General features: G+C 72.5%; 13 protein-coding genes. 9 read left to right on the forward strand and 4 right to left on the reverse strand.

Annotated elements, in window-relative coordinates; all coding sequences use genetic code 11:
* Window positions 1-55: 55 nt before the first annotated feature.
* From Acor_RS19200 to Acor_RS19220, 5 genes are all read left to right on the forward strand, one after another.
* On the forward strand, window positions 56-1000 hold the full coding sequence (locus Acor_RS19200) for a metal ABC transporter substrate-binding protein (protein ID WP_246238772.1): 945 nt from the start codon (window positions 56-58) through the stop codon (window positions 998-1000).
* Entirely contained in the window at window positions 997-1869 is an 873-nt protein-coding gene (locus Acor_RS19205; protein ID WP_155338060.1) for a metal ABC transporter ATP-binding protein, read from the forward strand. Before Acor_RS19200 ends, Acor_RS19205 begins: the two co-directional genes overlap by 4 nt.
* On the forward strand, window positions 1866-2699 hold the full coding sequence (locus tag Acor_RS19210) for a metal ABC transporter permease (protein WP_155338061.1): 834 nt from the start codon (window positions 1866-1868) through the stop codon (window positions 2697-2699). Before Acor_RS19205 ends, Acor_RS19210 begins: the two co-directional genes overlap by 4 nt.
* Complete coding sequence (locus Acor_RS19215; RefSeq protein ID WP_155338062.1) at window positions 2696-3073, forward strand: Fur family transcriptional regulator; 378 nt, start codon at window positions 2696-2698, stop codon at window positions 3071-3073. The genes Acor_RS19210 and Acor_RS19215 overlap by 4 nt, the downstream gene beginning before the upstream one ends.
* 74 nt (window positions 3074-3147) lie before the next feature.
* Window positions 3148-3672: a CGNR zinc finger domain-containing protein gene (locus Acor_RS19220; RefSeq protein WP_155338063.1), complete on the forward strand. Its 525-nt coding sequence runs from the start codon at window positions 3148-3150 to the stop codon at window positions 3670-3672.
* Here Acor_RS19220 and Acor_RS19225 read toward each other — a convergent pair.
* Together Acor_RS19225 and recO are read right to left on the reverse strand one after the other, a co-directional pair.
* Window positions 3669-4439, reverse strand: a complete 771-nt coding sequence (locus Acor_RS19225) for an isoprenyl transferase (protein ID WP_155338064.1) — start codon at window positions 4437-4439, stop codon at window positions 3669-3671. The two genes, Acor_RS19220 and Acor_RS19225, sit on opposite strands and share 4 nt — an antisense overlap.
* A gap of 12 nt (window positions 4440-4451) precedes the next feature.
* Entirely contained in the window at window positions 4452-5219 is a 768-nt protein-coding gene (recO, locus tag Acor_RS19230; RefSeq protein WP_155338065.1) for a DNA repair protein RecO, read from the reverse strand.
* 237 nt (window positions 5220-5456) lie between these two features.
* Here recO and Acor_RS45480 point away from each other — a divergent pair, with 237 nt between their 5' ends.
* Both Acor_RS45480 and Acor_RS45485 read left to right on the forward strand, forming a co-directional pair.
* Window positions 5457-7037, forward strand: a complete 1581-nt coding sequence (locus Acor_RS45480; RefSeq protein WP_155338066.1) for a CDP-alcohol phosphatidyltransferase family protein — start codon at window positions 5457-5459, stop codon at window positions 7035-7037.
* Entirely contained in the window at window positions 7034-7750 is a 717-nt protein-coding gene (locus tag Acor_RS45485; RefSeq protein WP_155338067.1) for a DUF5941 domain-containing protein, read from the forward strand. The genes Acor_RS45480 and Acor_RS45485 overlap by 4 nt, the downstream gene beginning before the upstream one ends.
* Window positions 7751-7795: 45 nt before the next feature.
* Here Acor_RS45485 and Acor_RS19245 read toward each other — a convergent pair whose 3' ends face one another.
* Entirely contained in the window at window positions 7796-8458 is a 663-nt protein-coding gene (locus Acor_RS19245) for a hemerythrin domain-containing protein (protein WP_155338068.1), read from the reverse strand.
* 104 nt (window positions 8459-8562) lie between these two features.
* Here Acor_RS19245 and Acor_RS45490 point away from each other — a divergent pair, with 104 nt between their 5' ends.
* Window positions 8563-11997 (forward strand): ATP-binding protein, encoded by a 3435-nt coding sequence (locus tag Acor_RS45490; protein ID WP_155338153.1) that lies wholly within the window; start codon window positions 8563-8565, stop codon window positions 11995-11997.
* A 39-nt stretch (window positions 11998-12036) separates the two neighbouring features.
* Window positions 12037-14130 carry an MMPL family transporter gene (locus tag Acor_RS19255; RefSeq protein WP_155338069.1) on the forward strand — a complete coding sequence of 698 codons (2094 nt, stop codon included), beginning with the start codon at window positions 12037-12039 and terminating at the stop codon, window positions 14128-14130.
* Here the strand turns inward: Acor_RS19255 and Acor_RS19260 are convergent.
* Window positions 14127-14579 (reverse strand): ATP-binding protein, encoded by a 453-nt coding sequence (locus Acor_RS19260; protein ID WP_218034369.1) that lies wholly within the window; start codon window positions 14577-14579, stop codon window positions 14127-14129. The two genes, Acor_RS19255 and Acor_RS19260, sit on opposite strands and share 4 nt — an antisense overlap.
* Window positions 14580-14863 lie beyond the last annotated feature (284 nt).

Consider the following 14863-nt stretch of genomic DNA (forward strand, 5'->3'; position numbering starts at 1 on the left):
ACAACCGTTTTCATTTTCCTTCATACTCGCTAGCGTGATGTCCGGAAATTTGCGCTTGCGTAGTCTCATCGCGGTCACGGGTGTGGCCCTGCTCACCTCTGCCTGCGGATCCACCGATCGAACCCCCCAATCGGCCGCCGCCGGTGACGCGCTGCACCTGGTCGCCGCCTTCTATCCGCTCCAGTGGCTCGCGCAGCGGGTCGGCGGAGCCGACGTGGCCGTGGAAGGCCTGACCAAGCCCGGCGTCGAGCCGCACGACCTGGAACTGTCCCCCCGTCAGGTGGCCGACATCCAGAGTTCCGGCCTGGTCGTCTACATCAGGGGCGTGCAGCCGGCCGTGGACGAGGCCGTCCAGCAGCACGCCGCCGACCGGGGCTTCGACGCCGCGTCGCTGGTCACCACGCTCGCCGCCGGGCCCGACGACGGCCACGGCCACAACCACGCGGCCGGCGAGGACCCCGACGACCACGAAGAGCACGAGGAAGTCGGTTACGACCCGCACATCTGGCTCGACCCGCAGCGGTTCGCCACCATCGCCACCAAGCTCGGCGAACGGCTCGCCTCTGCCGACCCGGCGCACGCCGCCGGATACCGGGAGCGGGCCGCCGCCACCGCCGCCGACCTCACCGCCCTGGACACCGAGTTCCAGCGCGGGCTGACCACCTGCGCGAACCGGGCGATCGTCACCAGCCACACCGCCTTCGGCTACCTGGCCAGCCGCTACAACCTCGAACAGGTCGGCATCAGCGGCCTGGACCCGGACGCCGAGCCCTCCCCGGCGCGGCTGGCGGAGGTGGCCGGAATCGCCCGGCAGAAGAAGGTGACTACCATTTTCACCGAGGAGCTCGTCAGCCCCAAGGTCGCCGAGGTCCTCGCCAATGAGGTCGGCGCGAAGACGGCGGTGCTCAATCCGCTGGAGAGCCAGCCCGCCAGCGGGGACTACCTGACCGCGATGCGGGGCGACCTCGCCACCCTCCGTACCGCGCTTGGATGCACATGACCGCACCTGTCGCACACAACATGCCGTCCGAAGGCGCGGGCCAGGCGGCGCCCGCGCCTTCGGCGACGGCGTTCCGGATGACCGCCGGGCGGATCAGCCTGGACGGGCGCGAGATCCTGCGCGGCATCGACCTGGCCATCGAGCCCGGCGAGGTCGTCGCCGTGCTCGGCGCCAACGGCTCGGGCAAGTCCACTCTGATCCGGGCGCTGCTCGGCCTGATCCCCCTGTCCGGCGGCGGCACCGAGCTGTACGGCGTGCCCCCCGCCCGGTTTCGCGAGTGGTGGCGGATCGGCTACGTGCCGCAGCGCCTCTCGGTCGGCGGCGGGGTGCCCGCGACCGTGCGCGAGGTGGTCGCCTCCGGCCGGATCGCCCGCCAGAGCCGCCTGCGGCTGACCAGTGCGGCCGACCGGGCCGCGGTGGCCCGCGCGCTCGCCGAGGTCGGCCTGGGCGACCGGGCCGGAGACCCGGTGCAGTCCCTGTCCGGCGGCCAGCAGCAGCGGGTCCTGATCGCCCGCGCGCTGGCCGGGGAGCCGGACGCGTTCGTGCTGGACGAGCCCACCGCCGGGGTGGACGCGGCCAGCCAGCGGCTGCTGGCCGACACCCTGGCCGACCTGATCAAGGCCGGCAAGACCGTGCTGCTGGTCGCGCACGAACTGGGCCCGCTGGAGCCGCTGATCACCCGCGCGGTCGTGCTCAGGGAGGGCTGCGTGGTGCACGACGGCCCGCCCCCGCTCGCCGTCGGCGCGCACGCGCTGCCCGGCCACGACCACGTCCACCCGCACGCCCCCCAAGCCGGCGCGGAAGCGCTCTCCGGCTGGTCGGACGCCGCCCTCGGGGCGCCGCACCGAGAACCTGGATCTCTGACGTGATCGAACTCCTCTCCCTGGACTTCATGCGGTACGCGCTGGTCGCCGCCGTGCTGGTCGGCCTGACCGCGCCCGCCGTCGGCACCTTCATCGTGCAGCGGCGGCTGGCCCTGCTCGGCGACGGCATCGGCCACGTCGCGCTGACCGGCGTCGCGCTGGGCTTCCTGACCGGGACCGCGCCGGTGCTGACCGCCGTGGTGGTGGCGGCGCTCGGCGCGGTCGCCATCGAGCTGGTCCGGGCCAGGGGCAGAACCAGCGGGGACGTCGCGCTGGCGCTGCTGTTCTACGGCGGCCTGGCCGGCGGCGTGATGCTGATCTACCTGACCCCGGGCGAGAGCACGGCGTCGCTCAACTCCTACCTGTTCGGCGCGATCACCAGCGTGACCGGGTCGGACCTGCTGGTGATCGCGATCCTCGCGGTGCTGGTGCTGGGCGTGCTGGCGATCTTCGGCCGGGAGCTGTTCGTGCTCTGCCAGGACGAGGAGGTGGCCCGCGCGGGTGGCCTGCCGACCCGGTTCCTGGGCCTGCTGATCGCCGTGGTGGCGGCCGTCACCGTGGTGGTGGCCATGCGGGCGGTGGGACTGCTGCTGGTCAGCGCGCTGATGGTGGTCCCGGTGGCGACCAGCCAGCAGCTGACCCGGAGTTTCCGGGCCACCAGGGCGCTGGCCATGCTGTTCGGCGTGCTCGCCACGGTGGGCGGGCTGACCTCCTCCTTCTACCTGGACGTGCCGTCCGGCGCGGCGATCGTGCTGCTCGCCCTCGCGGGGTTCGCCGTGGCCCTGGCGATCGGTAGATTCGTACGGCGAAGCCGTACCCGGGAGTCCACATCATGAGCAGAAGCCGCGACGCGGTTCACGAGATCCTCCGCCGGAGCGAGAGCTTCCGGAGCGCGCAGGACATCTTCACCGAGATGCGGTCGGACGGCGCGAAGATCGGCCTGACCACGGTGTACCGGGCGTTGCAGGCGCTCAACGACGACGGCCGGGTGGACGTGCTCCGCACCGACGAGGGCGAGGCGGTCTACCGGGCCTGCGCCAGCGACCTGCACCACCACCATCTGGTCTGCCGCCGGTGCGGGCGGACCGAGGAGGTGGCCGGGCCCGACGTGGAGCGCTGGGCCGAGGCGATCGCGGCCGAGCACGGGTTCGCCGACATCACCCACACGGTGGAGGTCTTCGGCACCTGCGCGTCCTGCACGGGCCGATGAGTAGGGGCGCAGGAAGGCTTCCGGGGGGATACGCTTCCTGGACAAGCTAAATACGGGGCTCGACAGGAGTCAACATGCCATTCAGTCATGACATGGTGTACTCGCTCGCCACGGCGGTCGATCTGGTCAACACCCCGCCCGCGGACATGGAGGAGCTCGCCGCCTTCGTGCTCCGCCGGAAGGTCAGCGGGGTGGAGTTCCTGAACCCCGGCGATCTGGCCGAGGTGCGCGCGCTGGCGAGCGCCTTCTACGACGTCTTCACCGCGCCCGACGATCCGGCCGCGATCGACGGGCTGAACACGCTGCTCGGGCGGACCAGGATCACGCCCAGGCTGACCCAGCACGACGGGTTCCCGCTGCACGTGCACTACTTCGCGCCCGGCGCGTCGCTGGCCGAGCATCTGGCCGCCGACTGCGGGGTGGCGCTGGCGCACGTGCTGGTCGAGGGCGAGCGGGACCGGCTGCGCAGCTGCGCCGCCCCCGACTGCTCGCACGTGTTCGTGGACGAGTCGCGCAACCGGTCCCGGGTGTACTGCGACAGCCGTACCTGCGGGAACCGGATGCACGTGGCCGCCTACCGGGCGCGGCGGCGGGCCTAGACGGCGTTGGGGATCGCGCCGCCGTAGCGGCGGTCGCGCTGGGCGTAGAGCTCGCAGGCCTGCCAGAGGTCGCGGCGGTCGAAGTCGGGCCAGAGGCGGTTGAGGAAGACCATCTCGGCGTACGCGGTCTGCCAGAGCAGGAAGTTGGAGATGCGCTGCTCGCCAGACGAGCGGACGAACAGGTCAACGTCCGGGATGTCCGGCTCGTCCAGGTAGCGGGCGAAGACCTTCTCGTTCACCCGGTCGGGCTTCACCCGGCCGGCGGCGATGTCGTGGGCGAGCTTCACGGCGGCGTCCAGGATCTCGGCCCGGCCGCCGTAGTTGACGCAGAACTGCAGGGTGAGCGTGGTGTTCCCGGTGGTCATCTCCTCGGCGGACTGCAGCTCGGAGATCACGCTCTTCCACAGCCGGCCCGGCCGCCCGGCCCAGCGCACCCGCACGCCCATCGCGTTCAGCTCATCGCGCCGCCGCCGGATCACGTCCCGGTTGAAGCCCATCAGGAAGCGCACCTCGTCCGGCGAGCGCTTCCAGTTCTCGGTCGAGAACGCGTACGCCGACAGGTACGGAATGCCGAGCTCGATCGCCCCTTCGATGACGTCGAACAGCGAAGCCTCCCCCGCCTCGTGCCCTTTGGTCCTGGGCAGCCCCCGGGCCTTGGCCCAGCGGCCGTTGCCGTCCATGACGATCGCGACGTGCCGGGGCACGAACATGCGCGGGATGGCGGGCGGAGTGGCCCCTGACTGGTGTGGGGTGGGCGGGCGAACCATGCCCCGAGGGTATTAGCTCCAGGTGTGCGGAACGTGCGCGTTCTGTGTGGAGTCGGTGCGCTCCACGTGCCGGAGTGACCGGATCCCGTGTTCCAGGTGCCACTGCAGGTAGGCGGCCACCAGGCCGCTGCACTCGACCCGGTTGCGCTGCTCGGCCGAGTCGGCGGCCGGCCAGTCGCCGCGGAGCAGCGCGATCATGAGCGCGATCGTCTCGGCGGCCGGGACCGCCGCGCCCGCGGGCCGGCAGGCGCCGCAGACCACGCCGCCCGCGACGATGGCGAACGCCCGGACCGCGTCCGCGCCGCAGCGGGCGCACTCGGCCAGCGCCGGCGCGTAGCCGGCCACCGCGAGCGAGCGCAGGAAGAACGCGTCCAGCACCAGGCGGGGCTCGTGCGAGCCGTCCACCAGCGTGCGCAGCCCGCCGACCAGCAGCAGGAACTGGCGGAGCGCGGGTTCCTTCTCGGTCTGGGTGAGCCGGTCGGCGGTCTCCAGCATGGCGATGCCGGCCGTGTAGCGGGGGTAGTCGGAGACCAGCGCCTCGCCGTACGGGCGGAGGGTCTCGACCTGGGTGACCATGTCCAGGGAGCGGCCGGTGTGCAGTTGCACGTCCACGTGGGTGAAGGGTTCCAGCCGGGAGCCGAAGCGGGATTTGGTCTTGCGCACGCCTTTGGCGACGGCTCGCACTTTGCCGGTGCGTTTGGTGAGGATCGTGATGATGCGGTCGGCTTCCCCCAGTTTGTGGGTGCGAAGCACGACGCCCTCGTCACGGTAAAGACTCACCCGCTCATGCTACTCCGGGTCACAAATAGGGAAATTTCGGTAATAATTAGGGCTCCAGCTGGGCCGGAAAAGGCGTCCTCAGCTTGGACATCGGGTTGCCGTGGGGTAAACCTGGGGTGCGACGGCTTAACTGAAAGGTCACTAAGCTTTGGCGCGCTGGCGGGCTTCCCGTACCAGATGGTTGACCCGCCGCCTGGTAACCGCCGCCCCGACTGACCCCCCGCCTGAAAGGGTGCCATGACCCGCGTGGTCCTGCTGGGCTCCTCGCCCGGCCCGATCGGTTCCGAGGCCGGTGCGCCGCCCGTCCCCCCCACGGACCTGCCGCTCCCGTCGCTGCCCGGCGCCCCCACCGTGTACGGCAGGCTGCTCAGCCAGCTCGCCGACCTCGACCCCGACCCCGTCACGATCGCCAGGCCCGCCGACGCGGCGGCGTACCGCGGCTATCCGGCGCGGGTGGCCGAGAGCGCCGACGTCGCCGGTGATCTGCGCGCGCTGGCCGACGCGGTCCAGGACTCGACCGACAACGTGCTCATCCTGCCCGCCGACGCGCTCCTCCACGACGAGCTGATCTACCAGCTGACCAAGGCCAAGCGCGGCGCGATCGCGCTGATCCTGCGCGAGGAGCGGGACGAGAACGCGCCGGAGCCGCCGCCGATCGAGGAGGCCGAGCCCGAGATCGGGACGGCCGTGCTGGAGGGCCGGCCGCAGCGCACCCGGGCCGGGCGCGGCCGGGTGATCTCGGTCGGCACCGCCCACCACGCGGTCACCCGCCCGAACGCGGCCCTGCTCGGCCCGATCCACCTGCAGCAGCGGCACGCGGCGACGCTGGCCGAGGTGGCCCGCGAGCTCGCCGACCTGGTCCACCTGTTCGGCCCGGAGGACGACGTCGCCGAGCTGCTCGTGTTCGGCCTGGTCCGGCGCGGCGTCTCGGTCGGCGTGCGGGGCCGCCGCGACCTGTTCTACCGCCGCCTGCGCGGCCCGGCGGAGACCCAGGCCGCGCTCGCCGAGATGGCCACCTTCAACGAGGACCGGGCCCGGCTGGACAACGCGGTCAAGGGCGCCGACGGCTTCTTCACCACCTTCTTCGTCAGCACCTACTCGCGTTTCCTGGCCCGCTGGGCGGCCCGCCGCGGGCTGACCCCGAACCAGGTCACGCTGATCTCGATCTTCACGGGTCTGCTGGCCGCGGGCGCGTTCGCCACCGGCAGCAGGACCGGCTACGTGGCCGGCGGCGTGCTGATCTACTTCGCGTTCGTGTTCGACTGCGTGGACGGCCAGGTGGCCCGCTACGCGCGCCAGTTCGGCGTGCTCGGCGCCTGGCTGGACGCCACCTTCGACCGGTTCAAGGAATACGCCTGCTTCGTCGGCCTGGCCATCGGCGCGACCGTGTCCGGCCAGTTCGGCGACGGCGAGGGCGTCTGGACGCTGGCCCTGGTGGCGCTGGCCCTCCAGTCGGTCAAGCACCTGCTGGACTTCTCCTTCGGGGCCGCCAACCGGCGCAAGCCGCCGGTGCCGCTGCCCACCCTGGACCTGACCGCGGCCGACGACCGGCCGCTCCGCGAGGCGCTGGAGAACCGCAAGCTGAGCCGCAGCGGTGGCGTGCACGCCGTGCTCCGGCTGTGGACCAGGGCCGGGCGGTTCCGGCCGGTGCACTGGGCCCGCAAGATGATCGTGTTCCCGATCGGCGAGCGGTTCGCCGCCATCGCCCTGGTCACCGCGTTCTTCGACCCCCGCGTGACGTTCCTCACCCTGATCGTCTGGGGCGGCGTCGCGGCCACCTACACCCTGACCGGACGTCTCCTGAGGTCGATGGCATGATCACGCAACCGCAGCAGGTCACCCCGCTCCCCGACCCGGACGAGGAGCGCCGCCGGATCCAGACCGAGCGGCTGCTCGCCTACCGCGACGACGGCCCGCTGGTCGCCGTGCTGAAGGGCCGCCTCGGGCGCGGCCTGCCGCCGGTGCCGGCCACGCTGGCCGCCGCGCTGGCGGTGATCGCGCTGGCGGTCACCGGCGTGCTCACCGACGGCGTGATCCTGCTGGTCCCGTCGCTGGTGCTGGTGGCGCTGGTGGTGCCGACCGCGGCGCGCGACCATCTGGGCCGGTTCGACTGGGTGACCCCGCCGCTGCTGCGCGGCGCCGAGTTCCTCACCATCATCCTGCTCGGCCTGGCCGAGGGCACGCCCAAGTGGCTGCTGTTCGTACTCATCTACATCGTCGGGTACCACACCTACGACACCGTCTACCGGACCAGGCAGAGCATCTGGCCGCCCGCGTGGATCTTCAAGGCCGGTCTCGGCTGGGAGGTCCGGCTGCTGGTGATCGGCGCCGGGGCCGCGGCCGGGCAGCTGACCTGGGTGGCCGCGATCCTGACCGGCTACCTGGTGGTGCTGTTCTCGGTGGAGAGCGTGACCAGCTGGGTGCGGCTGGACAAGGCGTCGGCGCTGACCCAGGCGGCCGCGGAACAGGACCTGGAGGCCAGCCCCGAAGAGGTCATGGAAGCCGCAACCGGGGACGCCGAACAAGGGTGAAATCTGTGCGAAGAACGGCTCCCGTCCGCGTGACGGGAGCCGTTTTCAGTTGGCACGGATGAGTTTGACCTTCTTGGCGTAGACGCGCTTGCCGAACAGGGTCCAGATGACCTTGACGATGGCGGGCTTGTCGGCCATGAAGTGGGCGTACTCCTCGGGGGTGATCTCCTCCAGGATGCTGCCCAGGGAGATCATCTTCTTGGTGGCGGAGTCGTTCGCCATCTCCCGGAAGGCCTGCTCGCCCAGCGCGTTCCACTCGGCCACGGTGATGTGCTCGGAGACCAGCGGGAGGATGCGCTCCTCCTCCTCGGCCAGGTGCTCGACCAGCGCGTCGCGGTGCTTGCCCAGCTCGGCGATGATCTGGTCGCGGAGGTGCGGCGAGGCGGTGCGCTCGAACTCCGGCATCAGGGCGGCGATCCGCTCCATGGTGTCGGCGACGACCTCGTGCTGGGCCTCCATCCGCAGCACCAGCTCGGCCTCCAGGTCGACCCGGGCCAGCAGCTTGGGCCAGAGCAGGTTGTCCTCGTTGGTGTGGTGGTGGTGCAGGCCGTCGGCGTAGGTGCGGTAGTAGTCGGCCACCACCCGGGCGCGGGCCACGTCCCCGGGGGCGACCCGGCCGACGACCTCGGGCAGCAGCCGGGACTCGCGCCGGAACACCCGGTGAATGATCACCATTTCCTGGACGTACGGGCGGGCTTGCGTGGACATTTCGAGCTCCTTCGTTGGCTTGTGTGGTCCTTAATCTGCTCCTGTCGTCTTGAAGCCGGCTTGGGACGGTCTTGGGGCCGTCGCGGTACTACGCTGGGCGGGTGATGGCAAGTCAGGCGGTGCGCCTGCGGGTGCTCGGTCCGCTCGACGCCCGCGTCGGCGGGCTCTCCGTCCCCCTCGGGGGACCCCGGCAGCGGGCCGTGCTGGCCCTCCTGGTGGCGATGCGCGGCGACGTCGTATCGGTCGACCGCATGATCGAGGACCTGTGGCGCGGCGAACCGCCCGCCAAGGCGACCGCCTCGCTCCAGTCGTACGTGGCGAACCTGCGCCGCACCCTGGAACCCGACCGGCCGCCGCGCGCCCCCGCCGAGGTGCTGGTCAGCGCCGCCCCCGGGTACGCCATCCGGCTGGATCCCGACGCGGTGGACGCCTGGCGGTTCGAGCGGCTGGCCGAACAGGCCAGGACGTTGAGCGGGCACGACCCGGCCGCCGCCAGGAAGGCGCTCGGCGAGGCGCTCGGCCTGTGGCGGGGCGCGGCGTTCGCCGAGGTGGCCGACGAGGAGTGGGCGGTCGCCGAGTCGGTCCGGCTGGGCGAGATCCGGCTGGGCGCGCAGGAACTGCTGGTCGAGGTGACGCTGCGCGCCGCCCCCGCCACCGAGGCGGTGCCCGGGGCCGAGCTGCTCACCCGGCGGCACCCCCTCAGGGAGGAGAGCTGGCGGCTGCTCGCGCTGGCGCTGTGGGGCAGCGGGCGGCAGGCCGACGCGCTGGCCGCGCTGCGCCGGGCCCGGCACATCCTGGCCGAGGAGCTCGGCCTGGACCCCGGTCCCGCGCTGGCCGACCTGGAACGGGCCATCCTCAACCAGGACCTCACCCTGCTCACCGCCGCCACCCGCTCCTCCGTCCCGCCGCCGGTCCAGGTCCCCGAGGCCAGGCGTCCGGCGACCCAGGGCCGGGCGGCCCCGCGCCCGGCCGAGACCCGCCCGGCCGAGCCGCTGTTCGTGGGCCGGGACACCGAGCTGACCGTGCTGGACCAGGCCGCCGCGGACGCGGGCGCGGGCGAGTCACGCCTGGTGCTGATCAGCGGCGAGCCGGGCGCGGGCAAGTCCACCCTGATCAACCGGCTGATCGACGGGCTCGACCCGGCGCGCTGGCGGATCGCCGCCGGACGCTGCCCCGAGGACGAGGGCGCGCCGCCCGCCTGGGCCTGGATCGAGGCGCTCCGCCCGCTGACCAGGGACGTGCCGCTGGGCGGCTACCAGGCCGAGCTCGCGCCGCTGCTCGGCGAAGGGCAGCTGCCCGCCGAGGGCGACGCCGCCAGCGGCAGGTTCCGGCTGCACCGCGCGGTCTGCGCCTGGCTGCGCGGCATGACCGGCGAGAGCGGCGGGACCGGGACCGGGAACGGTCCTGGGCGGGCTATCGCCATCATCCTGGACGACCTGCACCGCGCCGACGCAGAGACGCTGGGCCTGCTCACCGCCGTGGCCGAGGAGCTGGCCGGGACCAGGATCCTGCTGGTGGCCGCGTTCCGGCCGTCCGACGTGACCGAGTCGCAGGAGGACGCGTTCGCGCAGCTGGCCCGGCTCTCCCCCATCCGGCTGCCGCTGTCCGGCCTGTCGGCCGAGGACACCGGGCGGCTGGTCTCGTACATCTGCGCCAAGCCGGTCGATCCGGACACCCTGGCGTCGCTGACGGAACGGACCGGCGGGAACCCGTTCTACGTGCGGGAGAGCGCCCGGCTGCTGGACTCGGAGGGACGGCTCGGCGCGGTCCCCGACGGGGTCAGGGACGTGCTCAGGCGGCGGCTCGCCCGGCTGCCCGCGCCCGCCGTCAGCGTGCTCAGGCTGGCCGCCGTGGTAGGCCGGGAGGCCGAGGTGGAGGTCCTGGTCGGGGCCGCCGACGCCAACGAGGACGGGGTGCTGGCCGCGCTGGAGGCCGGGGTGCTCACCGGCCTGCTGACCGAGCCCTCTCCCGGCCGGGTCAGGTTCGCGCACGCGCTGGTCCGCGACACGCTGCACCAGGACCTGTCCCAGATGCGGCGGGCCAGGACGCACGCCAGGGTGGCCGACTCGATCGCCCGGCTGCACCCCGGCGACCTGCCCGCGCTGGCCCACCACTACGCCCGCGCCGCCACCTCGGCCACCGCCGAGCGGGCCATGGACTACTCGATCAGGGCCGCCGAACTGGCCACCCGCAGGTATGCCCACGACACCGCCGCCGGCCTGCTGGCCCAGGCGCTGGACTGCTTCGACCGGGTCCCCGGCGACGCAGGCGACCGGGACGCGCGCCGGGTGGACCTGCTCGGGCGGCTGGTCCGGGCGCAGGTGCTGTCCGGCGACGTGACCGGGGCCCGCGACACCCGGCAGCGGGCCATCGACCTGGCCCAGGAGACCGGGCGCGACGATCTGCTGATCATCGCGTTCACCTGCTGGACCGAGGCCACGCCCTGGCAGATCAAGCCGTACGGGGTGGTGGACGAGCGCACGCTCGATCTGCTGGCGCGGCTGCTGCGCCGGGACGACCTGGAGCCGCTGACGCGCTGCCGCCTGCTGGAGATGGTGGTGGCCGAACTCGACGGCGAGAGCGATCCGCGGGCCGGCGTGGCCGTGGCCGAACTGGCCGCGCTGGCCGAGACCCTGGACGACCCGGCGGCGCACGCCATCAGTCTGGTGGCGCAGATCAGGCGGTGCCATTTCGAGTCCGGCCCGCACCGGGTGATCGAGCTGGGCGAACGGCTCGCCGAGATCGGCGTCGCCCACGACCTGGTCGCCTACCGCTGGTACGGCGAGTTCGTGGCCGCGCGGGCGTGCTGCCTGCTGGCGGACATCCCGGCGATGCGGCGGCACCTCGATCGGGCCCACGAGATCGCGAAGTCGTACCAGATGGTGGAGGCCCGGCAGGTCGGCATGGTCGCGGAAGCCATGCTGGTCCAGGTGTCCGGGCGGTACGAGGAGGCCGAGCGGCTCTACAACGAGGCTTTCGCCACGCTGTCCCGAGCCGGTTCTATCCACGCCGACCGGGCGCAGGTGTTCTCGGTGTTCACGATCAGGTTCGCCCAGGGGCGGCTCAGCGAGTACATCCCCGTCGCGGACCTGCTGTTCGAGGTGCACGGGCCGATCGCGGCCGACATCGTGGCCCTGTGCCTGCTCGAGGACGGGCAGGTCGAGCGGGCCAGACAGGCCAGGGCGCGCGGGCGGGAGCTGCGCCGCGACTTCTACTACACCACCTACGCGGCGATGCGCGGGCTGGCGACGGCGCGGCTCGGGACCCCCGCCGAGATCACCGAGATCATCGAGGTGCTGCTCCCGATCCGGGACGTCCTGCCGGGGAGCACGTCGATGTCGGTGGCCTCCCGGCCGATCGCGCACACCCTCGGCGATCTCTATCTCGCCGCCGGGCAACCGGAGGAGGCGGCCGAGAGCTACCGGCACGCCGCCGAGATCGCGCGCAGGTACGGCGCGCGGGTGTGGGCGGCGGAGGCTGAGGAGGCGGCCCGCGGAGTGGGCTCCAAGCCGGCCCCAAGAGGCGGGCAAGAGGGCTGACCGACTGTAGGGGTGCAACCTGATGAAAAGGACACCCCCATGGCACGTCTTCTCGGCCGCCTCGGCGGCGCGTCCGCGGCCCATCCGTGGCGCACGCTGCTCGCCTGGCTCCTCGCCCTGGTCGCCGCCGTCGGCGTGGCCGGGGTCGCGGGCGGCGACACGCATGACGACTACTCGATCCCCGGCATTCCCTTCCAGGTCGGCACGGCCTATCTGGCCGATCACTTCCCCGAGCTGTCCGGCGCGTCCGCCCGGGTCGTGGTGCACGGCGACCAGGCAGTGCCAGAGCCGCTGCTGACCGAGCTGGCGGCCCGGCTGAAGCAGCTGCGCGGCGTCGCGATGGTCGCCCCGCCGCGCCTGTCGGCGGACGGCGACACCGCGCTGATCGCGGTCGGCTACCGCATCCCGGTGACCGACTTCGCCGGATCCGAGGGCGTGGACGCGCTGCGCGCCGCAGTCGGCCCGGCCGAGAAGGCGGGCTTCACCGTGGCGCTCGGCGGCGAGGTGCCGGAGAACTTCTCCGCGCCGAGCGGCTCCGCCGAGGCGGTCGGCGTGATCGCGGCGCTGATCATCTTGGTGGCGGCGCTGGGCTCGCTGGTCGCCGCCGGACTGCCCATCCTGGTGGCCCTGATGGGGCTGGGCGTGGGCACTTCGCTGATCACGCTGCTGGCGGCGCTGACCGACGTCTCCTCCACCGCGCCCACCATCGCGTCGATGGTCGGGCTCGGCGTGGGCATCGACTACGCGCTGTTCCTGGTCAGCAGGCACGTCGAGGGGCTGCGCCGCGGCCTGTCGCCGCGCGAGGCGGCGGCCGAGGCCACCGCGACCGCGGGCTCCTCGGTGCTGGTGGCCGGGCTGACCGTGCTGGTCTCGCTGTTCGGCCTCAACCTGTCCACGCTGCCGGTGTACGCCTCGTTCGCGTACGCCACCTTCGCCACCGTGGGCGCGGTCATGATCGCCTCGATCACCCTGGTCCCGGCCATGCTGGGGCTGGCCGGCCGCCGGGTGCTCCCCCGCCGCGAACGGGCCGGCGACCCGGTCAGTACGGCGGTCCGCACCGGCCCGACCAGGACCGAACGCTGGGCCCGCTGGGTCGGCGCCCGCCCGATCCGGTCCGCGCTGGCCGCCCTGGTGGTCCTGCTCGCCCTGGCCGCCCCCATGCTCGGCATGCGCACCTGGCCGCAGGACGCGGGCAGCCAGCCGGAGAGCAACACCACCCGGGTCGCCTACGACCTGGTGGCCGAGGAGTACGGCCCCGGCGCCAACGGCCCCATCGTGATCGCCCTGCCCGCCGCCCTCGTCCCCGCCGTGACCGCGGCACTGCCCGGCCAGGCCGGCGTGCAGGCCGTCGCCCCGCCGCTGGTCAAGGGCGAGGCGGCCGTCATCACCCTCGAACCCACCACGGGCCCGCAGGACGAGCGCACCACCGATCTGGTCCGGCGGCTCCGCGCCGAACTGCCAGAAGGCGTCATGGTCACCGGCAACGTCGCCGGGTTCGGCGACATCTCCGACCGCCTGGCCGAACGGCTGTGGATCGTGGTCGCGTTCGTGGTCGGCCTGTCCCTGCTGCTGCTCACCGTGCTGTTCCGGGCCCCGGTGGTGGCGCTCAAGGCGGCCGTCATGAACCTGCTCTCGGTGGCCGCCGCGTACGGCGTGATCACCGTGGTCTTCCAGACCGACGCGGGCGCGCGCCTGGTCGGGCTGCCGCACGGGGGGCCGATCTCCAGCTGGGTGCCGATCCTGATGTTCACCGTGCTGTTCGGCCTGTCCATGGACTACGAGGTGTTCCTGCTCTCCCGGATCAGGGAGGACTGGCTCGCCACCGGCGACGCCCGGGGCAGTGTGGTGCGCGGCCTGGCCGCCACCGGCAAGGTGATCACCAGTGCCGCCGCGATCATGGTGGCGGTGTTCGTCGGCTTCGCGCTGGACCCGGACGTGACGGTGAAGACCACCGGGGTCGGCATGGCCGCCGCCGTGCTGATCGACGCGACCGTGGTCAGGATGGTGCTGGTGCCGGCCACGATGGCGCTGCTCGGGCGGGCCAACTGGTGGCTGCCCGGCTGGCTGGACCGGCTGCTCCCGGCGACCGCGCACGCGGCGCCGGCGCCGGAACGGGAGCTGGTCCGGCGCTAGTCCGGGACGGTGAAGATCGCCCAGACGACCTTGCCGTTGCCCCGCAGGATGGTCCAGCCCCAGGTGAGGCTCAGCTCCTGGACCAGGAGCAGGCCGCGCCCGGACTCGGCGAAGTCATCCTCGGGGCACATCAGCGGCACCCGCTCGCTGGGGTCGCGGACCGCGCAGGCGACGTGCACGCTCTGGTTGATCAGCCGGAGCTGCACGGGGGCGACGCTGCCCCCGGCGCTCGCCCCGGTGGATATCCCGGTGGATATCCCAGTGGGCGTTTCATCGGGCAGGGCATGCCGCAGCGCGTTGGTGACCAGCTCGGATACCACCAGCTGGACATCATCCGCGACCTGCGACAGGCCCCACTCGCGCAGGGTCTGGACGGCGAACCGCCTGGCGACCGAAGCAGAGCCCGCACCCGCTCGCAGAGCGCAGCTGGCGGGTGCGGGCCAGCTCAAGTCAGGCCCCACAACCGACTCGAACTCCGGAATAAGCCAAGAGGGCACAGTCGCGGCTCCTCGGCCTGCCAGATGTGCGGTCATCGCCGTCCCTGAAGGTGAACTTTCGGCCTTCCCTGTAACATCATATGCAATCACGGATGCACGTGCATCGGTACGTACATCATCAGATTCCCGGTAAATATTCGTAACCGGGGAGTTGTCAGGTCGGTCCGAAGATCGGCTACCGGCGGCGTGCCCGCAATGCGACAATGGTTCACTGTTCCGGGAATCGTCCGTCCAAC

It is taken from the genome of Acrocarpospora corrugata, assembly GCF_009687845.1.
GTDB classification, from domain to species: domain Bacteria; phylum Actinomycetota; class Actinomycetes; order Streptosporangiales; family Streptosporangiaceae; genus Acrocarpospora; species Acrocarpospora corrugata.

What these genes read in the sequence shown, in the direction of transcription:
- Acor_RS19205 (WP_155338060.1), top strand. Translation starts at nt 997, where the DNA reads ATGACCGCACCTGTCGCACACAACATGCCGTCCGAAGGCGCGGGCCAG.
- Acor_RS19215 (WP_155338062.1), top strand. Translation starts at nt 2,696, where the DNA reads ATGAGCAGAAGCCGCGACGCGGTTCACGAGATCCTCCGCCGGAGCGAG.
- Acor_RS19220 (WP_155338063.1), top strand. Translation starts at nt 3,148, where the DNA reads ATGCCATTCAGTCATGACATGGTGTACTCGCTCGCCACGGCGGTCGAT.
- Acor_RS19225 (WP_155338064.1), bottom strand. Translation starts at nt 4,439, where the DNA reads ATGGTTCGCCCGCCCACCCCACACCAGTCAGGGGCCACTCCGCCCGCC.
- Acor_RS45480 (WP_155338066.1), top strand. Translation starts at nt 5,457, where the DNA reads ATGACCCGCGTGGTCCTGCTGGGCTCCTCGCCCGGCCCGATCGGTTCC.
- Acor_RS45485 (WP_155338067.1), top strand. Translation starts at nt 7,034, where the DNA reads ATGATCACGCAACCGCAGCAGGTCACCCCGCTCCCCGACCCGGACGAG.
- Acor_RS19245 (WP_155338068.1), bottom strand. Translation starts at nt 8,458, where the DNA reads ATGTCCACGCAAGCCCGCCCGTACGTCCAGGAAATGGTGATCATTCAC.
- Acor_RS45490 (WP_155338153.1), top strand. Translation starts at nt 8,563, where the DNA reads ATGGCAAGTCAGGCGGTGCGCCTGCGGGTGCTCGGTCCGCTCGACGCC.
- Acor_RS19255 (WP_155338069.1), top strand. Translation starts at nt 12,037, where the DNA reads ATGGCACGTCTTCTCGGCCGCCTCGGCGGCGCGTCCGCGGCCCATCCG.